The following is a 22,512-nucleotide window of genomic DNA, read 5'->3' as shown; positions in this document are numbered from 1 at the left end:
CCACAACGGACCAGCGGATTCCCTCGCGCCCCGGCGGAATCGGCGCTCAGTCCTCCGGCAGCTCGACGGGCGCGATCTCGTCGTACACATCGCCGGGCCCGGGGTTCGTCCCGTCCGTGGCCCCGCCGAGGTGGTGCATGACGCCCCACACGGCGTTCAGCGCGGTCGTCACGGCCCCCTCGGCCCACCCCGCCGTCCACGAGATGTCGTCACCGGCGAGGAAGATCCCCCGCTTGTCCTCGGGCAACGAGCCCTGCATGAAGTGCGTGAACAGGCGCCGCTGGTAGCGGTAGTGGCCCGGCAGGTTCGCCTTGAACGCGCCCATGAAGTACGGCTCGTTCTCCCACGACACGGTCACCGGGTTGCCGATGATGTGCTTGCGGATGTCGACCTTGGGATAGATCTCGCCGAGCGACTTGAGCATGACCTCCATGCGCTCGTTCGCCGAGAGCGGCAGCCACTTCAGGCTGTCGTCGCACCAGGTGTAGGAGAGGCAGATGACGGCGGGCTTGTCCGGTCCGTCATCGAGGAGGTAGGTCCCGCGCGTCATACGGTCGGTGAGCGTCATGGACATCACGTCACGACCGGTCTCCTCGTCCTTGTCCAGCCAGAACGGCCGGTCGACCGGGACGAAGAGCTTGGAGGACTCCATGTAGTGGGTCCGCTCCATCGCCGTCCAGTGGTCGATGGGGAAGAGCGTGTCGTCGCACGCGATCTTGGAGAGCAGCATCCAGGACTGGGCGGTGAAGATCGCCGCCTGGTAGGTGCGGATGTCGCCCGAGGCGTCGGTGACGGTGACGCGGTTGCCCGCGGTGCGGTCCAGACGGGTCACGGCGGGCTTGGGCACACCGCCCTCGTGCAGCGAGCTCAGGGACGTGCCGGGCGCCCAGTGCACGATCTTCTGCGGCTCGCGGTCCCACATCCGCAGCGGCAGCTGCTGGCTGCCGCCGACGATGCCGCGGTGGTGGTCGTCGGCCTCGGTGTAGACGACGCGCAGGATCTCCAGGATGGAGTTCGGGAAGTCGGTGTCCCAGCCGCCCGTGCCGAAGCCGACCTGGCCGAAGATCTCGCGGTGCCGGAAGGACTTGAAGGCCTCGGAGTCGCAGAGGAAGCCGTAGAAGGTCTGGTTGTCGAGCTTCTCGACGAGCTTGGACCAGATCTCGCGGATCTTGGGTACGTCGCGCTCGCGCAGGGCGCGGTTCATGTCGGAGAAGTCGGCGCCCTCCTCCAGGCAGGAGTTCCAGGCGTTCATCACGTCGCGGTAGACCTGCGGAAGGTCGTCGACGGACGTCGCGTAGTGGGACTCGCCCTTGAGGTCGACGACCGTCGAGGGGGTCGACTCCGCGAGGGGGTTGGGGAAGGGCTGGGTCTTGAGGCCCACCAGGTCGATGTAGTGCTGCAGCGCCGTCGAGGACGGCGGGAAGCGCATCGCGCCCATCTCGGCGGTGAGCCCCGGGTCGCAGCCGTCGAAGCCGACGGTGCGCAGGCGCCCGCCGATCTGGTCGGCCTCGTAGACGACGGGCTTGAGGCCCATCTTCATCAGTTCGTACGCCGCCACGATGCCGGACAGGCCGCCGCCGATGACCGCGACCTCCGTGCCGTGCTCGGTCGCGGGTATCTGGCCCAGGCCCGCCGGGTGCGCGAGGAAATCGTCGTACGCGTACGGGAAGTCCGGACCGAACATGGTGATCGGCGGTTGCGCGTCGGTGTGCTGGACGGCGTTGGGCACCGTGGACGTCATGAGGTACGGACTCCTTGCGGGAACGGCAGAACAGAAGAAGAAGGGGGAGGCTCGGGAGGGGTCAGATCAGGGACGAGTACAGACCCGGGCGGCGGTCGCGCAGATACGGGTTGGCCTCGCGCGACGCGGCGAGGAAGGCCGGGTCGGCGTCGGCGAACACCAGCTGCTCCTCGCGTCCGGCGCGGGTGCGCGCGACGCCGTCGGGTCCGGCGAGCGTGGAGAGCCCGACGAACTCGAACTCCCCTTCCTTGCCGACCCGGTTGACGTACGCGACGTACATCTGGTTCTCGAAGGCCCGCACCGGCACGACGGACTCGGCGACGAACTGGAAGGGGTGCATCTGGGCCGTGGGCACGAGCAGCAGGTCGGTGCCCGCGAGGGCGTGCGCGCGGACGTTCTCCGGGAACTCCACGTCGTAGCAGATCATCAGGCCGATCCGCAGACCTCCCAACTCGGCCTGTACGACGGCCTGTTCACCGGAGGTGAAGGAGTCGCGCTCGAAGCAGCCGAAGAGGTGGGTCTTGCGGTAGTTCGCCAGGCTCACGCCGTCGGGGCCGATCAGCTGGACGGAGTTGAAGACCGCTTCGCCCTCCCGCTCCGGGTAGCCGTAGGCGACCGCGACGCCGTGGCGTGCGGCGGTCTCGGCGATCGCGGCGGCGGACGCCCCGTCGGCGGGCTCGGCGAGGCGGGCCACGTCGTCGCCGATCGCGTACCCGGTGAGGTACATCTCGGGCGCCACCAGGAGACCCGCGCCGGCGGCCGACGCACGTGCGGCGGCCTCGTCGAGCGCCTTCAGATTGGCGGCGACGGAGCCGGGGCGGCCCGAGCTCTGGAGCAGGGCGGTGCGCAGCGGGAGCATGGCGGGACCTCGGGGCGTGCGAAGGGGCTGAGGGACTGGTGGGGACCGTTAGACCGTACGGTCGGCGGGGTAGCCCGGACAAGGCGCGAGCGTTGCGGGCAGATGCTCGATCCGTTGCGCGTACGGGGCCGGTGGCGGCGATTCGTTGCGCGGCGCCATGGGACCGGGGTCGTAGCGGTGTCCACCGCCGGGCGCAGGGTGTGCGCGGGCGTTCCCCGCCGCGCGGCGGAGGCGGATTGCCGCCCGTGGCCGGACGTGCCCCGACCCCTTGCCGCGAGACCGTGATCTCGCCCGGAAGGACCGGGTGAACGGCACCTCGGACGGAGGCTCCCCGTGAGCCGCAACGCAAGCAATCAGATCGCCGACAGCCGCCCGACCGGCACCCGCGGCGGCACCCGCGCCCGCAGCCGCAGCCACAGGCGTGCGATCGCCGTCGCAACCGCCCTCCTGATCTGCGCCGGAGCCGCGGGAGCGGCCGTCGCGGCGGACGGTGGCGGTTCGCGCGAGAACACAGCGCAGAGCGAGAGCACCCCGAAGGGCGAGGGCACTCCGAAGGGCGGGGGCACGCCACAGAGCCAGGGCACGAGCGAGGGCACGGCGCACACGAAGCCCCGCGAGGCCGCCGCGCTCACCGGCAGCGCGAAGCTGTACCGCAAGACCACCGAGGACGTGACGTTCACGTTCGACGCCCACCTCGCCCAGCGCCACCACATGCGTCCGGACAAGGCGACCGGCACCTTCCGCTTCGTCCACCTCGACAAGCCGGGCGGCAAGGGCGGCTGGGCGAAGGGCCGCATCGACTGCCTGATGAGCGGCGGCAAGGTCGCCACGGCCACCGGCATCATCACCGACACCAACCTCAAGGACATCAAGGGCGGACGCGTCGGCTTCAGCGTCCACGACCAGGGCGCGCACGACCGCGTGGGCTACAGCTGGGCCGCGGTGGGCGGCCCCGACGGGACCAAGAAGCTCCCCAAGTGCACGAGCTCGGCCCCCTTCGAGAAGGTCAAGAAGGGCACCGGCGACTTCGACGTCAAGCCCTGGCACCTCACGTACCCGACCGGCTGACGCGCCTGGGCTCGCCCGTACGGGGGTCGGGCGGGCCCGGCAGCTCCACCTCACGGACCAGCTGTCCCCCGCCGCACGGCGGAGCCGGTCACCACCTTGCGCGCGATGCACCGCGCACCGGTCCACGGAAGTGTGGATCACGCCCGGAAGGACCGGGCCGACCGCAGTCAGACGGGGGCTCCCCATGCACCGCCGCTCCACCCTCATCCGAGTCGTCGCCGTAGGCGCCACGCTCCTCACGCTCGCCGGAGTCGCAGGCTCCGCGACCGCGTCGGACGCGACCGCTTCGGACGCGACCGCTTCGGACGCCCCGAGCGCCGCCCGCGAGGCCGCCGCCCTGACCGGAACCGCCAAGCTGGACCGGCCACCCGGCGACGACGCCACCGTCACCATCGACGCCCATCTGGACGCGGCGGACAAGAACGATCCGCGCAAGGCGCACGGCACCATCAAGCTCAGCCACTACATGACGAACCCCAAGTTCGGCGGCTCCGCCGAGGCCCGCGTGGACTGCCTGCTGACCGGCGGCAAGGTCGCCACCGTGTCGGCGGTCGTCACGAAGGCGGACGGCGGCCTCAAGGGGGCGATCGGCAAGCGCCTGGGCCTGACAATCCACGACCAGGGCAAGCAGGACCGCTTCGGCTACAGCTGGGCCATGGTCGGCATCCCGAACGACCTGCCGGACGACATGCCCAAGTGCGTGAGCGCGGCGCCGTTCGACAAAACCAAGCCGGGCAGCGGCGACCTGCACGTACTGCCGATGAAGTAGCGCCCCGTAAGGGGCGAGGGGAGCTGCGCGCTCAGCCACGACGCACTCGCGCCCGAGGCACTACGCAGGCGCCCCCGAAGAGAATCTCCGCATCAAAGGCGAAAGCACCAGCACGGACTTCGTCCGCTCCACGAAGTGCTCACCGGCGATCCGCTCGAGCACCCGCTCGAAGTGCCGCATGTCGGCGGCGAAGACCTGGACGACCGCGTCCGCGTCACCGGTGACGGTGGACGCGGACGCGATCTCCGGATACCGCTCGAGGCCACGGCGGATGGCCTCGGGCGAGGTGTTGCGACGGCAGTAGATCTCGATGAACCCCTCGGTCTCCCAGCCGAGAGCGGCCGGGTCGACCCGCACGGTGAATCCCGTGATCGCCCCGGTCTCCCGGAGCCGGTCCACGCGCCGCTTGACGGCGGGCGCGGAGAGCCCGACCAGCTGGCCGATGTCGGCGTAGGAACGGCGGGCGTCCTCGGCGAGGGCGTGCACGATGCGTTCGTCGAGATCGTTCAGTCGCACTGGGGGTGGATCACTTCTCTGCGGAGGCCAATCGGGAGCGGCTCATGCCGTACAGGAAGTAGAACACGAGGCCGACGGCCATCCAGACACCGAAGACGACCCAGGTGACGGTGTCGAGGCTGAACATGTTGTACGCGCAGAAGCCGAAGCCGAGCACCGGGAAGAGCCAGCCCAGCGGCACCCGGAAGGTGCGCGGCATGTCCGGGCGGGTCCGGCGCAGCACGATCACCGCGATGTTGACCAGGCCGAAGGCGAAGAGCGTGCCGATGCTGGTGGCGTCGACGAGCTTGCCGAGCGGGATGACGGAGGCGAGGGCGGCGCAGAACAGCGACACGATGACCGTGTTCACGCGGGGCGTGCCCGTCTTCTTGCTGACCTTGCCGAACACCTTGGGGACCAGGCCGTCGCGGGACATGGCGAACAGGACGCGGGTCTGGCCGTAGAGGACGGTCAGGACGACGGACGCGATGGAGATGACCGCGCCGGCGGCGAGCAGCGTGCCCCAGAAGCTCTGGCCGCTGACGTCGTTCATGATCGCGGCGAGCGTGGCCTCGGAGCCCTCGAAGTCCTTCCAGTTCCAGGCGCCGACGGCGACGGCCGCGACCAGGACGTAGAGCGCCGTGACGATGATCAGCGACAGCATGATCGCGCGGGGCAGGTCGCGCTGCGGGTTCTTCGCTTCCTCACCGGCGGTGGAGGCGGCGTCGAAGCCGATGTACGAGAAGAAGAGGCTCGCGGCGGCGGCGCTGACGCCGGCCGTGCCGAGCGGCATGAAGTCCGAGTAGTTGCCGGACTTGAAGCCCATGAAGCCGATGGTGCAGAAGAGCACGAGCGCGGCGATCTTCACGATGACCATGATCGTGTTGGCGCGCGCCGACTCCTTGGCGCCGCCGAGCAGGAAGACCATCGCGAGCAGCACGACGATCAGGCCCGGCAGGTTGATGATGCCGCCCTCGCCCGGAGCCGAGGAGAGCACATCGGGGATGGTGACCCCGATGGTGCCGTCGAGCAGCTCGTTGAGGTACTCGCCCCAGCCGACGGCGACCGCCGCGACCGAGACGCCGTACTCCAGGACCAGGCACCAGCCGCAGACCCAGGCGACGAGTTCACCCATCGTTGCGTACGCGTATGAGTACGAGGATCCGGCGACCGGAATGGAGCCCGCGAGCTCCGCGTAGGAGAGCGCGGAGAAGAGTGCGGTGAGTCCGGCGAGCACGAAGGACAGGGTCACGGCGGGCCCGGCCTTGGGGACGCTCTCGCCGAGGACCACGAAGATGCCGGTGCCGAGCGTGGCACCGATGCTGATCATGGTCAGCTGCCACATGCCGAGGGAGCGCCGCAGCGAGCCGCCCTCGCCCTGGCCGCCCTCCGCGACCAGGAGTTCCACCGGCTTGCGCCACATCAAGCGGCGTCCAAACCCCGATATCCCCGGGGGGCTTGGGCGGTTCTGCGGGGGTGCGCCTTGGTCGAGCACGCATGGCTCCTTCATCGCTGCCGGTCAGGGCGGCGGGACCGGCGGCAGCACCCACGCATGGATGGGGACCGCCGAGCAGGCGGTCCCCGCCACACCACGTACAGCGGATGACTCTATGAGACGCGCTTCACATACGTAATGCAGCAACCTTGCGCAACCCCGCATGATCGTTGCGCACTTCTCCCTCTCGCGGGTCTTCGTTGCGCGGTCCGTTTCGTCCGTTGCGTGCCGGGGCGTCCGGGAGGTCATTGACACTTCGTCAGATCTCCCCCATCGTGCACTCCGGCCGAGCCGGTCGCGCACCCCGGTCGAGAGGGAGGCAGCAGGCCATGGACCTCGATGTGCTGTACGAGATCGACGTACCCAAGCCCTGGAACGGACCCCATCCGCACGGCCAGCGCATCGCCGAGCAGCGCGCCTACCGCGAGGCCGTGGAGCAGATCCGGCTCGCGGACCGGGTCGGCTTCCGCACGGTGTGGGCCGTGGAGCACCACTTCCGCGAGGGCCGCTCGCACTGCCCGGCGCCCGAGGTGCTCCTCGGCCATCTCGCGGCGCTCACCGAGCGGATACGCCTCGGCTTCGGCGTCACCCTCACCCCCTTCGGCTTCACTCCCCCGCAGCGGATCGCCGAGAAGGTCGCGGCGGTCGACGTGCTCTCGGAGGGCCGCGTCGAGTGGGGCACGGGACGCTCGACTCCCATGGAGCAGACGGCATTTGGTGTCGACAGGGAGCAGTCGCGGTCCGACTGGCGCGAGGCGATCGAGATCGTGACGGGCATGTGGCGCGAGGAGTACTTCGCCTACGAGTCCGAGCGCTTCACCTTCCCCCGCCGGATGGTCACGCCGAAGCCGGTCCAGGACCCGCATCCGCCGTGCTGGATGGCGGCGACGTCACCCGGTTCCGCGGAGGTGGCGGGCGCGGCGGGGCTCGGTCTGCTCTCCTTCTCGATCATGCAGCCGCTCGACGCGATGGCCCGCCAGGTCGCCGCCTACCGCGCGGCGGCGCGCACTGCCTCGCCCATCACGGACGTCACCACGGACCGCGTCAGCGCGTACACGCTGGTGCACGTGGCAGACCGGCCTTCGCGGCGGGTCTGGGACTCGGTGGCCTGGTGGTACCGCAACCTGGCCCAGTTCACGCTCGACTGGGAGCTGCCGCACCTGACCCCCGACGAGCGCGAGCGGACCTTCCCCCTGCTCACCCCGATCATCGAAGGCAGCGTGCCCGTCGAGGAGTTCAACGACGGCGACATGATCCTCATCGGCGACGCGGAGACGATCGTCCGCAAGGCCAAGCGGTACGCGGATCTCGGCATCGACCAGCTCATCTGCTACGTCCAGTGGGGCTTTCTGGAGCACCAGGAGATCCTGCGCACGATCGAGATCCTGGGCAAGGAAGTCATCCCGGAGCTGGCCGCCTACCGGCCCCGGCGGGCGCAGCCGTGAACGAGCCCCTCGACACCTCCCCCGTCCCCGACTACGCGGCCCTGCACCGCCTGGACGGCCGCGTCTTCGTCCTGCTCGGCGCGGGCAACGGCATCGGCCGCCAGACCGCCCACGCGCTCACCGCGGCGGGCGCGCGCGTGCTCTGCGTGGATCTCGACAAGGGGCGGGCGGAAGCCGTCGCCGCCGAGACGGGCGGCATCGCGTACGTCGCCGACGTGACGCGGCGCGACGAGATGCGGGAGCTGTTCGCTTACGCACAGCGGGAGTTGGGGTCGATCGGCGGTGTCGTCGACATCGTGGGCATGGCTCGCTACACCCCCCTGGCCGACCTCGACGACGCGTCCTGGGACTGGCACTTCTCCCTCGTCCTGCGGCAGGCATGGTTCGCGGTCCAGTACGGCGGCGAGGCGCTCGCCGACGCGGGCGGCGGCCCCCTGGTCTTCGTGGCGTCGGTGTCGGGCCTGACGGCGGCTCCCCTGCACGCCGCGTACGGCGCGGCCAAGGCGGGCCTGATCTCCCTGGTCCGCTCGGCGGCGGTGGAGTACGGCCCGCGCGGTGTACGGGTGAACGCGGTGGCGCCCGGCGTCGTCTGGACGCCACGCGTGGCGGGCCTGATCGGCGAGGAGGGCCGCGCGCGCAACGCCCGCAACGCCCCGCTCGACCGCGTGGCCGAGACGTCCGACATCGCGTCCGCCCTGCTGTTCTTCGCCTCGCCGCTCTCCTCGTACGTCACCGGGCAGACGCTCGTCGTGGACGGCGGGGTCGGCGTGAAGTTCCCCTATCCGACCATCGGGGGTGCGCGGTGAGGGAGTTCGTGCGGGGCGCGCCCTGGTGGGCCGAGGACGGCGGGGTGCTGCGCGCTGACCCGGCCGACCGGGCGCGGCTGCCGGGGGACACGTGGGAGCGGGCGGGCCTGCCGGCCGGGGTGCGCCTTGAGTTCACCGCGCGGGGAGTGAGCGCCGTGGAGGTCGCGTACACCGCGTCGCCTCCGTCGGCCGCGGACTCCTACCGCGATGCGCCCGCGGTGTTCACGCTGCTCGCGCTGCTCACGGGCGAGGCCGCCGCCATCGACACACCGGCATCCCCCGGCGAGCACCTGACGCTGATTCATCTCCCGCAGCCTGACGGCGACTTCGTTCTCCACCTGCCGGAGACGCTGCGGCCCGTCCTGCACGCGGTGCGCCCGGTGGACGGCACCCTGACGCCCGCCGCGCGCCGGCCGCGCTGGCTCGTCCACGGCGACTCGATCGCGGAGGGCTGGTCGGCCTCGCGTCCGCATCTGGCGTGGCCCGCGCTGGCGGGGCGGGCCCTCGGCCTGGAGACGGTGAACCTCGGCTACGCGGGCGCGGCACGCGGAGAGCCGGCGAGCGCCGAGCAACTGGCCTCGCTGGACGCGGACTTGCTCACCGTGGCCTTCGGCACGAACTGCTGGTCGCGTACGCCGCATTCGGCGGGGCTGCTGTACGAGACGACGCGGGCGTTCCTGGCCCTGGTGCGCCGGGGCCACCCGGACGTCCCTCTCCTGGTGGTCTCCCCGGTGATCCGCCCGGACGCCGAGACGACACCGAACGCCCTCGGGGCGACGCTCCAGGACCTGCGGAACGCGGTGGAGAGGGCGGCCCTGGACGCGAAGGCCGATCTGCTCCCGGGCGGCGGCCTGCTGCACGCAGGTCACCTGGTGGACGGCGTACATCCGGGCGACGAGGGCCACGCGCTGCTGGCGAAGGCAGTGATGTCAGCGCCCGGGAGGGGCGCGGGGAACTGCGCGACCAGCCACGGTAAACCCGCGGACGCATGGCACAGCTCCCCGCGAAGCGGCTAACTCCAGGAGGCGTGGAGGGGCTTGCCCTCCGCGTAACCCGCGGCGCTCTGCACACCCACGGTGGCCCGCTCGGCAAACTCGGCCAGGGACCCCGCGCCCGCATACGTGCAGGAGGAACGGACACCCGCGATGATCGAGTCGATCAGGTCCTCGACGCCGGGCCGCTCGGGGTCCAGGAACATCCGCGAAGTCGAGATGCCCTCCTCGAACAGCGCCTTGCGGGCGCGGTCGTAGGCCGACTCCTCGCTGGTGCGGTTCTTCACCGCACGCGCGGACGCCATGCCGAACGACTCCTTGTACAGGCGGCCGTTGGCGTCCTGCTGGAGGTCGCCCGGGGACTCGTACGTCCCGGCGAACCACGAGCCGATCATGACGTTCGAAGCACCGGCGGCCAGCGCCATGGCGACGTCACGGGGGTGGCGGACTCCGCCGTCGGCCCACACGTGCTTGCCGAACTTCGCGGCCTCGGCGGCGCACTCGAGCACCGCGGAGAACTGCGGGCGGCCGACACCGGTCATCATGCGCGTGGTGCACATGGCGCCGGGGCCCACACCGACCTTGATGATGTCCGCGCCGGCCTCGATCAGGTCCCGCACACCCTCGGCGGCCACGATGTTGCCCGCGACGATCGGCACCTGCGGGTCGAGCGCGCGCACGGCCTTGACCGCGGCGATCATCGACTCCTGGTGGCCGTGCGCGGTGTCCACGACGAGCGTGTCAGCGCCCGCGTCGAGGAGCTGCTTGGCCTTGGCCGCGACATCGCCGTTGATGCCGACGGCGGCGGCGATGCGCAGCTTGCCCTTGGCGTCCAGGGCGGGCGAGTAGAGCGTCGCGCGCAGGGCGCCGGTGCGGGTCAGGATGCCGGCCAGGCGGCCGTCCTTGCCCACCGCGGGCGCGTACCTGCGGTTGGCGGCGTCCAGCTTGTTGAAGGCGTCGCGCGGGTCGATGTCCGCGTCCAGGAGCACGAGGTCCTTGGACATGACCTCGGAGATCTGGGTGAAGCGGTCGACGCCGTTCAGGTCCGTGTCGGTGACGACGCCGATCGGCTTCTGGTCCGCGTCCACGACGACGCCCGCGTTGTGCGCGCGCTTGGACAGCAGCGCGAGCGCGTCGGCGACGGTCTGCGTGGGGGCCAGGACGATCGGGGTGTCCAGGACGTGGTGGCGCGTCTTGACCCAGGAGATGACCTCGGTGACGACCTCGATCGGAATGTCCTGCGGGATCACGACGAGGCCGCCGCGGCGGGCGACGGTCTCGGCCATCCGGCGTCCCGCGATCGCGGTCATGTTCGCGACGACCAGCGGGATCGTGGTGCCGGTGCCGTCCGGCGACGAGAGGTCCACGCCCTGACGCGATCCGACGGCGGAGCGCCGCGGCACCATGAAGACGTCGTCGTACGTCAGGTCGTACGCAGGCTGGATGTCATTGAGGAAGCGCACGTGCTGCTCATCCCAGTCGATCAGAGGTGGCCCCCGGACAGTTAGGCCGAGGGAAAAGCACGTACTTCAGTGTCCCATGTCCTGGGCCGTGCGCCGCCTGGGATGATCACCCAGTCGCAGCGGAAGGCCCCTGGTCGGAACCTCCAAGCGGCGGCCCCGGTGGTCACCGTCCGCTCAGGCGCGGGCGCCTAGCGCGAGAACGATCTCCAGGCCCGTCCCGCGCTGCCTGGCGTACTCGACCGCGTCGGTGAACACCTCCTGGGCGACGATCCACTCCTGGGGCGCCGCATCGGCGTACTCCTGCCAGCCCGTGACGACGAAGAGGCGGCCGGGCGCGGGAGGCGCCCATCCGAGGTCGGTGAGGCAGTCGGCGAGCGCGTCCCAGTTGCGCCCGAACCATTCGGGCAGCTCCAGCGCGCGGGCGCAGCGGTCCATGAAGGCCGCCTTGTCGCGCACCCCCTCCAGGTCGAGCGAGACGGTGGCCATTCCGGCGGCGTGGACGGCCGCGAGGACGGATGCCAGCGGCTGCGCCGGAGGTTCGGACGTCATCTCAGTACCGCCTTGAAGGATTGGTAGTGGTCGTCCGTGTAGTAGGTCTCGCCGCCGCTCCCGGTGACGATCCGGCGTGCGCCCCGGTCGCGTGCGCCCGGGGTGGGCACGGTGTACTCGCGGTAGTGACCGCGCCGCCGCTCGGGCAGCCCGCCCTCGAAGTTGCCGAAGGTGGAGCCGTCCTTGGCGTACGGGAAGGGCCCGCCGTCATCGATGAGCCGCAACGTCCGCCGGGCCTCGGCGGGCAGCCGGCCGGCGGGGACGGTGGCCATGCCGTGCGCCCAGGCGGGGGCGGAAGCCGAAGCCTCCACAGCCCCGCCGCTGCCCGAGGAACAACCAGTGACGAGAGCGGCGAGGCAGACCAGCAACGCACCCAATACACGAGGTACAAACCGGAGCACCATGGGGCAGATGCTTCCATAGCCGTCCCCGTACCGCAGCGCCCCGAAGGGGCGCGGGGAACTGCGCGCCCAGCCACGGCGTACCCGCAGCGACTCAGCTGCCGTCCGGGTCGGCCCGGTCAAGCGCCGGATGCGGCGTGTGCCCCATGATCAGCAGCTGATCCGCGGCAGCGGTGTCCGTCACGAGGCTGGTGACGAGCCCCGAACGCAGCACCGCGTCGATCGCGGCGGCCTTCCGCTGCCCACCGGCGATGGCGACGACCTCGGGGATGCGCCGCAGCCGGTCGGCCTCGACGGTGATGCACCGCTCCCCCAGGTCGCGCCCGACCCGGCGCCCCTCGGCGTCGAAGAGGTGCGCGGACATCTCGGCGGCCACTCCCAGCGAGGCGTAGTGCGCGCGCTCCTCGTCGCTGAGCATGTCGTGGACCGTGGAGATGCCGGGCTCCCAGGAGCCGATGGAGACGGCGGCGACGGTGACCTTGTCGAAGTACTCGAAAGCCCGAGCGATCCCGGTCTGGTTCCGCAGCGCGGCGGCCGTGGCCGGGTCCGGCAGGAGCATCGGCGCGTAGATGGGGTGGGCCTCGCCGCCCGAGACCTGCGCGGCACGCCGCACGGCCTCGACCGAACCGCGTTCGGCGGTCCCGGCGTCGTACACACCCGTCAGCTGCACGACCGTGCAGGGCGGCAGCTGGTCGAGCGCCGCGGCCATGTGGATCGTCGAGCGCCCCCACGCGAGGCCGAGCACATCGCCCTCGGTCACCAGTTCGCCGAGCAGATCGGCCGCGACCTCACCGAGGTTCTCGGGATCGGGCGACTCCTCGACCTCGTCGGCCGAGGTGGGCGACTCGACCACGACCGCGTGCCGCAGGCCGTAGCGGGCGCGCAGCGCGTCCGAGCGCTCCGCGTCCAGCTCGGCGGGCACACGGATCTCGATCCGTACGAGATCGCGCTCGAGAGCCGTCTCCAGAACCCGGGCCACCTTGAAGCGGCTGACGCCGAACTCCTCGGCGATCTGGATCTTCGACTTGCCCTCGAGATAGAAGCGGCGGGCCATGGCCGCCGCCTGCACCAGCTCCGCGGGTCCCATCCGCATGGCTGACCGGCCGCCCGTCGACACGACGATCTCCTCACTGTCATTTCAAGCAACTGACGTGCGCGCGTTCACGCGCATACGCATTCACACCCATTGGTGCGGCTTCGCGCGCATTGCCGCAGCACAACCCGGGTTCGCCGTTCATCCTTGCAGATCCGACGTACTTGATCAGCCCTGAAGGACTGCGTTCACGTATCCGTGGCTCAGTGGCCGCACGCCCATGCCGCCGTGGACATCGCCCCGGCCGCCTGGTTGCGCAGTGCACGTACCGCCGCCGCGGGGTCGTCCGCGCCGTACACCGCGGATCCGGCCACGAAGACGTCGGCGCCCGCCTCGGCGCAGCGCTCGATGGTCGAGGCGGAGACGCCGCCGTCCACCTGGAGCCAGAGTTCGAGGCCGTGCTTGCTGATCAGCTCACGGGTGCGGCGGATCTTGGGAAGCATGATGTCGAGGAAGGCCTGGCCGCCGAACCCCGGCTCGACGGTCATGATCAGCAGCATGTCGAGCTCGGGGAGCAGGTCCTCGTACGGCTCGATGGGGGTCGCGGGCCGCAGCGCCATGGAGGCGCGGGCGCCCTGCGCGCGGATCTCACGGGCCAGGCGGACGGGCGCCGCGGCGGCCTCCACGTGGAAGGTGACCGATCCGGCTCCCGCTTCGACGTACTGCGGAGCCCAGCGATCGACGTCCTCGATCATCAGATGGCAGTCCAGCGGCGTGTCCGTCGCTCGCGCCAGCGACTCTACGACCGGCACCCCGAGGGTGAGGTTCGGGACGAAGTGGTTGTCCATGACGTCGACATGGAGCCAGTCGGCACCTTCGACCGCCCTTGCCTCCTCGGCAAGACGGGCGAAATCCGCGGACAGGATGCTGGGGTTGATCTGCACGGCCATGCCCCAAGACTGCCATGCCCGGCGCGCGTTGCCTCCCACGGTCCGAAGCGTGAGCCGACCGGCCCCTTTGACCATGGACCTCGTGCCATGCTGGGCGGTCCACCGGCACCACGTGGGGCAGCGGGGGTAGCCATGCCAGACGAACGGTCGGACGGACAGCGCCAGACGGGCCGAGGCGTGGCCTGGCTGGTGTGCGGGCGGCGCACCAAGTGGCTGGTGGTGCTGTTCTGGCTGGTGGTGATCGTCGCCGCCGCACCGCTCGCCCAGAAGCTCACGGACGCCCAGGACAACCAGGCCTCGTCCTGGCTGCCGGGTTCCGCGGAGTCCACCCAAGTCCTGAAGGTCTCCGAGGATTTCAGGCCGGAGCAGATTCCGGCGATCGTCGTGTACGCCCGTGAGAGCGGGCTCACCGCGAAGGACCGGGCGCAGATCAGGAAGGACGTGGGCGAGCTCAAGGAGCTGAGCGCCCACGGCATCCGCGGCGAGGAGACGCGCGGCCCCCTCTTCGACACGAAGAAGGCCGCGGGCGCCGATGCGGCCAAGGCGGCGCAGGTCTTCGTGCCCATCACCATGGACGAGAAGGGCTGGGAGCGGATCGCGCCCGCCGTCGACTCCATCCGGGCGGGCGTGGGCGGCACCGGGGAAAGTTCCGACGGTCTCGCGGTGCACGTCACCGGGCCCGGCGGCACGTCCGCGGACTTCTCCGAGGCGTTCGAGGGCCTCGACTCGACGCTGCTCCTCGCGGCGGGCGGCGTCGTCGTGGTGATCCTCCTGATCACCTACCGCAGTCCGGTCCTCCTGATCGTCCCGCTGATCTCGGCGGTCGTCTCCCTCTTCACCGCGCAGGCGCTGATCTACCTGCTCGCGGAGCACGCGGGGCTGACGGTCAACGGCCAGAGCGCGGGCATCCTCACGGTGCTCGTCTTCGGGGCGGGGACGGACTATGCCCTGCTCCTGGTCGCCCGCTACCGCGAAGAGCTGCGCAGGCACGAGGACCGGCACGAAGCGATGCAGCTGGCCCTGCACCGGGCGGGCCCCGCGGTCATCGCCTCGGGTGCCACGGTCGTCGTCAGCATGCTGGTCCTGCTCACCGCCGACATGAACTCGACGCGGGGCCTGGGTCCCGTCGCCGCCATCGGTGTCGCGGTCGCCCTGATCGCGATGCTGTCGCTGTTCCCCGCGCTCCTCGTGGTCTGCGGCCGGTGGCTCTTCTGGCCGCTGGTCCCGCACAACGGCTCCCAGGAGCCCACCGAGCGGGGCGTCTGGGCCCGCACGGGCCGCCGGATCGCCCACCGCCCCCGCCTGACCTGGAGCATCACCGCGGTGGTGCTCGCGGCGCTCGCACTGGGCATGACGCAGCTGCGCGCGGACGGGCTGAGCAACGCGGACTCGTTCACGGACAAGCCGGACTCGATCGTGGGCCAGGAGGTGCAGGCCGAGTACTTCGACGCGGGCAGCGGTGACCCGCTGGTGGTCGTGGCGAACGCGGCCCGGGGCGACGAGGTCCGTGACACGGTCGCCCGGACGCGCGGGGTGGTCCCCTCCAGCATCGTCGTACCGCCGGGCACCAAACCGGAGTACGAGGGCAAGGTCCTGTTCGAGGTGACGACGACCGACGCCACCGACAGCGAGGCGGCCAAGCAGACCGTGCAGCGGGTGCGCGACGCGGTGCACGCGGTGCCCGACGCGGACGCGCAGGTGGGCGGCAACACGGCGGCCATCCTGGACATGGACCGCGCCACGACCCACGACAACAAGCTGGTGATCCCGCTCGTCCTCCTGGTCGTCCTGCTGATCCTCGCCCTGCTGCTGCGTGCCCTGGTCGCGCCGCTGCTCCTGATCGCGACGGTCGTTCTCTCGTTCACCGCCGCGCTGGGCATCAGCGCGCTCGCCTTCCACCACGTCTTCGACTACGCGGGCGAGGCCACGGACTTCCCGCTGTTCGTCTTCGTGTTCCTGGTGGCCCTCGGCATCGACTACAACATCTTCCTGTCGACCCGCATCCGCGAGGAGGCGGGCCGACAGGGCACGCGTGCGGGCGTGGTCACGGGCCTCGCCGCGACCGGCGCGGTGATCACCTCGGCGGGCCTGGTCCTCGCGGGCACGTTCGCCGCGCTCGGCACGCTCCCGATGGTGGGCTTCGCCGAGATCGGCTTCGCGGTCGCGCTCGGCGTCCTGCTCGACACCTTCGTCGTACGGTCCGTCCTGGTCACAGCCTTGTTCCTGGACGTGGGGCCGAAGGTCTGGTGGCCGCACGCCCTGAGCAGGGACCCGGCCGCCCGCACGCCCTCGACCGTGACGGCAGGGTCGGGGTCGGGGGCGAGTGCGGGTTCCGGTGCGTCGGAGTCGGACTCGGAGTCGGACTCGGAAGGGTCAGGCCGTCCGCCGGATCAGCGCTAGATACATCGCGTCCGTGCCGTGCAGGTGCGGCCACAGCTGGAGGTCGGGTCCGTCGCCCAGGGCGGGGACGCCGGGCAGCAGCGGGCGCGCGTCGATCAGTTCGGCGCCCTCGTGCTGCTTGAGCACGTCGTCGACGACGGCACGCGTCTCCGCGAGGTGCGGGGAACAGGTGGCGTATCCGACGACGCCTCCGACGCGCACGGACTCCAACGCGGTACGCAGCAGTCCCCGCTGGAGCGGCGCGAAGCCGTCCAGGTCCTCCGGACGGCGGCGCCAGCGGGCCTCGGGGCGCCGGCGCAGGGCGCCGAGTCCCGTGCAGGGCACGTCCACCAGGACGCGGTCGAAGGTGCCGGGCTGCCACGGCGGCCGGGTGCCGTCGGCGGCGATGACCTCGTACGGACCCGGGTTGCCCCGCAGGGCCTGCGCGACGAGGCGGGCCCGGTGCGGCTGCTTCTCGGCGGCGAGCAGGGTCGCGCCACGCTGAGCGGCGAGACCGGCGAGCATGGCGGCCTTGCCGCCGGGTCCCGCGCAGCCGTCGAGCCACCTCTCGTCGCGCCCCTCGACCGGGGCGTTCGCGAGTGCGATCGCGACGAGCTGACTGCCCTCGTCCTGGACCCCGGCACGGCCCTCGCGCACGGCGTCGATCGATCCGGGCTCGCCGCCTTCGCTGAGCCGCACGGCATACGGCGACCAGCGACCCGGCAGCGCGGACTCCTCACCGACCGCGTCGAGGAGTTCACCGGCGGTCGTACGTCCCGGCCGGGCCACGAGGGTGACCTCGGGCCGCTCGTTGTCGGCCTCGAGCAGGTCCTCGATGCCCGCACGGCCGCCGCCGAGGGCGTCCCAGAGCGCGGAGACGACCCAGCGGGGGTGCGAGTGGACGACGGCGAGGTGGTCCTCGGCGTCCTCGTCGTAGGGCGGCGCGACCCTGGCCACCCAGCCGTCGAGATCGTCGGCGGCGACCTTGCGCAGGACCGCGTTGACGAACTTGGCCCGCCCGTCACCGAGCACCACGCGCGCCAGCTCCACCGAGGCGGAGACGGCGGCGTGCGTCGGGATGCGCGTCCCGAGCAGCTGGTGCACGCCCATGTTCAGCACGTCCAGGACCGGCGGGTCGACCTCGCGCAGCGGCCGGTCGATGCAGGCCGCCACGATCGCGTCGTACGTTCCCTGCCTGCGCAGCGTCCCGTAGACCAGCTCGGTGGCGAGCGCCGCGTCACGCGCGTCGAACTTCTCGGGCCCCTCCTTCTCCCGGGCCTTGCGCAGGAGCGGGGGCAGGACGAGGTTCGCGTAGGCGTCGCGCTCGTCCACGGCCCGCAGCGCCTCGAAGGCGAGGAAGCGGACGGGGTCCTTCTTGGGGCGGCGGTGGGGCTTGCCGGGCTTCCCCTGCTTCGGGGGACGACGGCTGGGCTGGTCGTTCAAAGGTGCTCCGCTATTGGATGGGGGCTGAACCTGTTCAGCGTACGTCGGTGGCGCCGAGGCGCTCGTCCGGGGCGATCCGCACCCCGCGCGCCCAGTCGGCGCCGCGCATCGGCTTCTTGCCCTGCGGCTGGACCCAGAGCAGCTCCACGGCGTGCGAGCCGCTGCCGACGTACACGTTGTTCTTGGCGGCGGCGAGCTCGCCGGGCGCGAGGTCGGTGCGGTCCGGGACGAGCGCGGCCTGGATGATCTTCAGGCGCTCCCCGCGGAACACGGACCAGGCGCCGGGGGCCGGGGTGCAGCCGCGCACGATCCGGTCGACGCGCAGGGCCGGGGCGGCCCAGTCCACCTGGGCGTCCTCGACGGTGATCTTCGGGGCGAGGGTGATGCCGTCGGCGGGCTGCGGTACGGCCTTCAGGGCGCCGTCCTCGATGCCGTCCATGGTGGCGGCGAGCAGCCCGGAGCCCGCGAAGGCGAGGCGGGTGAGGAGGTCACCGCTGGTGTCGGTGGGCCTGACGACCTCGGTGACGGTGCCGTACACCGGGCCGGAGTCGAGCCCCTGCTCGATCAGGAAGGTGGAAGCGCCGGTGATCTCGTCGCCCGCCATCACGGCGTGCTGCACGGGCGCGGCGCCGCGCCAGGCGGGCAGCAGCGAGAAGTGCAGGTTGACCCAGCCGCGGGTCGGGACGTCCAGGGCGACCTTGGGCAGCAGGGCGCCGTAGGCGACGACCGGGCAGCAGTCGGGGGCGATCTCGCGCAGCCGGGCCAGGAACTCCTCGTCGCGCGGCTTGGCGGGCTTGAGGACCTCGATCCCGGCCTCCTCCGCGCGCTGGGCGACGGGGCTCGCGACGAGCCTGCGGCCGCGGCCCGCGGGGGCGTCGGGCCGGGTGACGACGGCGGCCACCTCGTGCCGGTCGGAGGCGATCAGGGCGTCCAGGGCGGGGACGGCGACCTCGGGGGTGCCTGCGAAGACGAGCTTCATCGGTGGCTGTCGGCCTCTCGGGACGGGAACGTGCGGGCAGCGCACCAGTCTATGAGCCGCTCTGCCGGGCCGCCCTCCGCGGGGCCATGCCGTGAGCCGATCCGGGATCCGTTCCGTGAGCCGTTCCGAGCCATTCCGAGCCATTCCGGATGCCGCACGCCCGGGGGCGTGCGCGCCCACGCGCGCCCTGTACATATGCGCATACGCCCCCGCACCGTGACCCCACACGAACTAGCGCGTTGGTCAAGAAAGAGTTGACCACAACGGGCCGCTGACGCGGCCCGATCCTTTTCAACGCCGGTTCGAGAGGCTTGTTCATGGCCGACCACGCAACCCACGACGCCCAGGCACGGGCCAGCCTGCATCTCCTGGTCCGGGACATCGAGCGGGTCCGCCGGCAGGTGGACGCACTGCGTACGCTCACCGCCCAGCTCGGCAACGTCTACCGCCCCCGGCGCTCCAGCCCCTCCGCGGGCTTCGTCGTGTACGGGCGCGCCCCCGCCCCGACCGTCCGCCTCGCCCAGGAGCTGCGGGACAGCGTCGAGACACTGGTCACCGCCGCGGTCGACTTCGACCGCTCGCTGGGCTTCTCGTGGGACGCGGTGGGCTCGGCCCTCGGGGTCACCAAGCAGGCGGTGCACCGCCGTTACGGCGCCCGCCGGGCCACGACCCAGGCGGCGGCGGAAGCGGAGCGCGCCACGGAGACAGTCCCCTCCTCCGCGTCCGTCCGCCCCCCGGTCCCGGTCGGCGCCCCTCTCCCTTCCGTCCCCTCGGTCCCTTCGGTCCCCGCGGCCCGCGCCATGCCGACCCAGCCCACGGCAGGCAGCCCCGCCCTCCGCGAAGACCCCCGCCCCAACGCCTTCCCGGGCCCGCGCAACGGCTGAGTACGCCGACAGCATCGACGGCCTCCTACCGGTTTCCCCGGCAGGAGGCCGCCCGCGTTGCGTACGACCACCGCCGTTGTGCCAGGCACTGTGACGACGGCCGGGCGGCGGTTCATAACGCGGGTGGCGCCCGCGTTATGGACAGGCGCCCGCCGCCGTCGCAGGCACCCGCGTTGCGAACCGCCGCCCGCCGCCGTCGCAGGCACCCGCCGCTCCCGTTGTGGGCAGGCACCCGCCGCTCCCCTCGTGGGCAGGCGTTCCGCAGGGCGATCGGGGCCTCCCCTGCGCGAGCGGAGCGAAGCCGAGAGCTTGGGGAAGCGTGGGCACAACCCCGAAGCTGCGGGGCGCATGTGGGCAGGGCGGCAAGCCCCGCCCAGGCAGCACCGCGCAGCGGAAACCCCCCGGCGGGAGGCCAAAGCAAGGGCGGGCCTAGCCAATGTCCAGCGGGTCCACCCGAATCCGCACAGGCTCCGCCCCTCCACCTCCCCCGGCCCCCCGGGCCATCCGCGCAGCCTGAGCCACCTTCAGCGAAGCGGCAAGCGCCGCCCCGCTCCCCGGCGGCACCCGCACCAGCACCCGCTCCCACCGCTCCCCGACAGCCGGTCCCCCGCCCCGGCGCGCGGGACCGGCCCCAGAGCCGGACCCAGCCCCAGACGCAGGCCCGGACATGACCTCCGGCACAGGAACGGGCCCCAACACCACCGCGTCCCCCGGCAGCTCCGCCGCCGCGAGAAACGCGGAGAGCGCTTCCGACGCCCCCGCCACCGAAGCCATCCGCGACACCGGCGGAAACCCCAACTCGGCCCGCTCGGAAAGCTCCCGCACCGCATGCCCCACGGGATCCCACCGCACAAGCGCCTGCACGGGCCGCAGCGTCGGCTCGGCCACGACCACCACGGTCCCGCCCTCCCCTTGCGGCCGCACCAGCGAGGACGCGCCGATCCACCGCCGCAGGGCATCCTCCCCGGCCCGCAGATCGGGCCGCCCCAGCATGGCCCACCCGTCGAGCAACAGGGCAGCGGCATAACCGCCTTCGGCGACAGGCTCCGCCCCCGGCGTACTCACCACCAGCGCGGGCGTCCCCGGCACGGTGTCAAGAACCTGCTCCCGCCCGGACGTCCGCACCGGCACCGCCGGAAACGCCCGCCCCAGCTCCTCGGCCGTACGCCGCGCCCCGACGACCTGCGCCCGCAGCCGGAACCCCCCGCACTCACCGCAGTGCCAGGCGCCTTCCTCCACCCCGCACCAGGCGCACCACAGCCCTCCACCGTCCCGCGCCTCCAGCGGCCCCGCACAGTGCCGGCACCGCGCGGGCTCCCGGCACCTCTCGCAGGCGAGCCTGGGCACATATCCCCGCCGAGGCACCTGCACCAGCACGGGCCCGTGCTTCAGCCCCTCCCGCACCACGTTCCAGGCAAGGGTCGGCAGCCGCGCGGCCCGAGCCGCCCCGTCCCGGGCAAGGTCTCCGTCCCCCACGGTCCGTACGAGCGGCGCGGCCCCCCGCACCTGCTCACGGTCGGCGACCAGCGGCGCCGCCCACCCGCTCTCCACGAGCTGCGCGGCCTCGACCGTGCAACTCCAACTCCCCAACAGAAAACCGCACTTGTCCCGCGAGGCCCGAAGCTCGAGCACTTCGCGCACATGCGGAAAGGGAGCGTTGTCATCGCTGTGGCTGGCATCGCCGTCGTCCCAGATCACGACGAGCCCGAGATTGCGCACGGGCGCGAACATGGCGGCCCGGGTGCCCACGACGGCCCGCACGGCACCACGCCGTACGGAGAGCCACTCGCGATACCGCCGCTCCTGCCCCACATCAGCGGTGAGCAGAGCATGCTGCCCCGCCCCCATGAGCTCGGTCAGCGCCGCATCGACCCTCGCCGCGGGCCGCCCGGCAGGCACGACGACCAGAGCCCCCCGCCCCGAAGCAAGCGTCGCCTGCACGGCTCTGGCGATCTCCTCGGCCCACTCCGGCCCGGGAAGAGCGGTCCACACGGCCCGAGGAGCACCCCCGGAGGCGAGCGCCCCCAGAAACTCGGCGCCATGTCCGTACCGCTGCCAGGACCCGGCATCAGGCGCGGCCGGAGGAGCCGGAACCTCCCCCATCTCCCGCGCCTCGGCCCGGGCATGCCGAGGCGGAACGGCCAGCTGCAACACATCGGCGAGGCTGCCCGCATACCGATCGGCCACGGCCCGAGCGAGCCCGAGCAACTCCGCGTCGAGCACCGGCTCCGGCGACACGACCTGCGCCAGAGCGGCAAGGGGCCCCGAATAGTCGGTCTCGGCGACACGCTCGACAAGGAACCCGTCGATCAGCCCCCCACCCTCACGCCGCCCGCCCCGCACGTTCCGCGCCCCGGCCCCGAACCGCACCCGAACCCGCACCCCGGGCTGCGCCTGCTCGTCCAACTCCTCGGGCACCGCATAGTCGAAGTACCGGTCAAGATGCAGCACACCTTTGTCGACAAGCACCCGAGCCACCGGCAAATGAGCGGCCAACGGAGCCCCCCGCCAGGTCCGCGGCTTGGCCCGCGGCACCTCGGCCTTGCGCACCGTCTCCCGAATAAGCGCAAGCTGCTCCGGAGGCTCGGCTCCGCCCGCCCCCTCAGATTTCTGGTTCTCGCTGCTCACAGCAGCATTCCTACCAGACCCCACTGACACGACCGCGAGCCCGATATCCGCCACGGCACGACGAAGCCCGGCGCCCCCGACCAGGGGGAACCGGGCTTGGTCAGAACTCGCGAAACGAGGGAGCCTGACGGCT

Annotated in this window: 19 protein-coding genes; 7 read left to right on the top strand and 12 right to left on the bottom strand. The window is 71.8% G+C overall.

Features of this window, described 5'->3' with window-relative positions; translation table 11 throughout:
- Positions 1-46: 46 nt before the first annotated feature.
- Positions 47-1,741, bottom strand: a complete 1,695-nt coding sequence (locus ACFUPX_RS30020) for a flavin monoamine oxidase family protein (RefSeq protein ID WP_383329506.1) — start codon at positions 1,739-1,741, stop codon at positions 47-49.
- A 61-nt stretch (positions 1,742-1,802) separates the two neighbouring features.
- Positions 1,803-2,591 (bottom strand): carbon-nitrogen hydrolase family protein, encoded by a 789-nt coding sequence (locus ACFUPX_RS30015; protein WP_383329579.1) that lies wholly within the window; start codon positions 2,589-2,591, stop codon positions 1,803-1,805.
- A gap of 435 nt (positions 2,592-3,026) precedes the next feature.
- On the opposite strand from ACFUPX_RS30015, the gene ACFUPX_RS30010 reads away from it, so the two are divergent.
- A complete protein-coding gene (locus ACFUPX_RS30010; protein WP_383329576.1) occupies positions 3,027-3,668 on the top strand; it encodes a Repetin in 642 nt (213 codons plus the stop codon).
- A 184-nt stretch (positions 3,669-3,852) separates the two neighbouring features.
- A complete protein-coding gene (locus ACFUPX_RS30005) occupies positions 3,853-4,437 on the top strand; it encodes a Repetin (RefSeq protein WP_383329503.1) in 585 nt (194 codons plus the stop codon).
- Between the two features lie 60 nt (positions 4,438-4,497).
- Here ACFUPX_RS30005 and ACFUPX_RS30000 read toward each other — a convergent pair whose 3' ends face one another.
- Together ACFUPX_RS30000 and ACFUPX_RS29995 are read right to left on the bottom strand one after the other, a co-directional pair.
- Positions 4,498-4,953 carry an Lrp/AsnC family transcriptional regulator gene (locus ACFUPX_RS30000; protein ID WP_351168714.1) on the bottom strand — a complete coding sequence of 152 codons (456 nt, stop codon included), beginning with the start codon at positions 4,951-4,953 and terminating at the stop codon, positions 4,498-4,500.
- Positions 4,954-4,963: 10 nt separating this feature from the next.
- Positions 4,964-6,427: an amino acid permease gene (locus ACFUPX_RS29995; protein ID WP_383329499.1), complete on the bottom strand. Its 1,464-nt coding sequence runs from the start codon at positions 6,425-6,427 to the stop codon at positions 4,964-4,966.
- A 329-nt stretch (positions 6,428-6,756) separates the two neighbouring features.
- On the opposite strand from ACFUPX_RS29995, the gene ACFUPX_RS29990 reads away from it, so the two are divergent.
- Genes ACFUPX_RS29990 through ACFUPX_RS29980 form a run of 3 tightly spaced genes read left to right on the top strand, consistent with a single transcriptional unit; the run spans position 6,757 to position 9,694 of the window.
- Positions 6,757-7,872 (top strand): LLM class flavin-dependent oxidoreductase, encoded by a 1,116-nt coding sequence (locus ACFUPX_RS29990; RefSeq protein WP_383329495.1) that lies wholly within the window; start codon positions 6,757-6,759, stop codon positions 7,870-7,872.
- Positions 7,869-8,678, top strand: a complete 810-nt coding sequence (locus ACFUPX_RS29985; RefSeq protein ID WP_383329492.1) for an SDR family NAD(P)-dependent oxidoreductase — start codon at positions 7,869-7,871, stop codon at positions 8,676-8,678. The genes ACFUPX_RS29990 and ACFUPX_RS29985 overlap by 4 nt, the downstream gene beginning before the upstream one ends.
- The gene (locus ACFUPX_RS29980) at positions 8,675-9,694 is read left to right on the top strand and encodes a GDSL-type esterase/lipase family protein (RefSeq protein WP_383329489.1); all 1,020 of its coding nucleotides are present in this window, start codon (positions 8,675-8,677) and stop codon (positions 9,692-9,694) included. Before ACFUPX_RS29985 ends, ACFUPX_RS29980 begins: the two co-directional genes overlap by 4 nt.
- On the opposite strand, the gene ACFUPX_RS29975 is transcribed toward ACFUPX_RS29980, so the two are convergent.
- The 5 genes from ACFUPX_RS29975 to rpe all read right to left on the bottom strand — a co-directional run bounded on the left by ACFUPX_RS29975 (position 9,691) and on the right by rpe (position 14,066).
- Positions 9,691-11,133 (bottom strand): GuaB1 family IMP dehydrogenase-related protein, encoded by a 1,443-nt coding sequence (locus ACFUPX_RS29975; protein WP_383329486.1) that lies wholly within the window; start codon positions 11,131-11,133, stop codon positions 9,691-9,693. The two genes, ACFUPX_RS29980 and ACFUPX_RS29975, sit on opposite strands and share 4 nt — an antisense overlap.
- 174 nt (positions 11,134-11,307) lie before the next feature.
- A complete protein-coding gene (locus tag ACFUPX_RS29970; RefSeq protein WP_383329483.1) occupies positions 11,308-11,682 on the bottom strand; it encodes a barstar family protein in 375 nt (124 codons plus the stop codon).
- On the bottom strand, positions 11,679-12,086 hold the full coding sequence (locus ACFUPX_RS29965) for a ribonuclease domain-containing protein (protein WP_383329480.1): 408 nt from the start codon (positions 12,084-12,086) through the stop codon (positions 11,679-11,681). Before ACFUPX_RS29965 ends, ACFUPX_RS29970 begins: the two co-directional genes overlap by 4 nt.
- 91 nt (positions 12,087-12,177) lie before the next feature.
- Entirely contained in the window at positions 12,178-13,176 is a 999-nt protein-coding gene (locus ACFUPX_RS29960; RefSeq protein ID WP_383329573.1) for a sugar-binding transcriptional regulator, read from the bottom strand.
- Positions 13,177-13,379: 203 nt separating this feature from the next.
- The gene (gene rpe / locus ACFUPX_RS29955) at positions 13,380-14,066 is read right to left on the bottom strand and encodes a ribulose-phosphate 3-epimerase (RefSeq protein WP_383329477.1); all 687 of its coding nucleotides are present in this window, start codon (positions 14,064-14,066) and stop codon (positions 13,380-13,382) included.
- Between the two features lie 132 nt (positions 14,067-14,198).
- Between rpe and ACFUPX_RS29950 the strand changes: the two genes are divergently transcribed.
- Positions 14,199-16,466, top strand: coding sequence for an MMPL family transporter (locus ACFUPX_RS29950; protein WP_383329474.1), 2,268 nt, complete (start codon positions 14,199-14,201; stop codon positions 16,464-16,466).
- Here the strand turns inward: ACFUPX_RS29950 and ACFUPX_RS29945 are convergent.
- Together ACFUPX_RS29945 and fmt are read right to left on the bottom strand one after the other, a co-directional pair.
- A complete protein-coding gene (locus tag ACFUPX_RS29945; RefSeq protein ID WP_383329471.1) occupies positions 16,440-17,888 on the bottom strand; it encodes an RsmB/NOP family class I SAM-dependent RNA methyltransferase in 1,449 nt (482 codons plus the stop codon). The genes ACFUPX_RS29950 and ACFUPX_RS29945 overlap by 27 nt on opposite strands.
- A 34-nt stretch (positions 17,889-17,922) precedes the next feature.
- Positions 17,923-18,867 (bottom strand): methionyl-tRNA formyltransferase, encoded by a 945-nt coding sequence (fmt, locus tag ACFUPX_RS29940; RefSeq protein ID WP_383329468.1) that lies wholly within the window; start codon positions 18,865-18,867, stop codon positions 17,923-17,925.
- A gap of 317 nt (positions 18,868-19,184) precedes the next feature.
- On the opposite strand from fmt, the gene ACFUPX_RS29935 reads away from it, so the two are divergent.
- Positions 19,185-19,751: a hypothetical protein gene (locus ACFUPX_RS29935; RefSeq protein WP_383329465.1), complete on the top strand. Its 567-nt coding sequence runs from the start codon at positions 19,185-19,187 to the stop codon at positions 19,749-19,751.
- A gap of 429 nt (positions 19,752-20,180) precedes the next feature.
- On the opposite strand, the gene ACFUPX_RS29930 is transcribed toward ACFUPX_RS29935, so the two are convergent.
- Positions 20,181-22,379 carry a primosomal protein N' gene (locus ACFUPX_RS29930; RefSeq protein WP_383329462.1) on the bottom strand — a complete coding sequence of 733 codons (2,199 nt, stop codon included), beginning with the start codon at positions 22,377-22,379 and terminating at the stop codon, positions 20,181-20,183.
- Positions 22,380-22,512: the final 133 nt, after the last annotated feature.

Origin of the sequence: Streptomyces sp. NPDC057302 (genome assembly GCF_042667685.1) — a bacterium.
GTDB lineage: Bacteria > Actinomycetota > Actinomycetes > Streptomycetales > Streptomycetaceae > Streptomyces.
The sequence above is the reverse complement of the archived record's forward strand: the minus strand, read 5'-3'. Positions and strand labels throughout refer to the sequence as shown.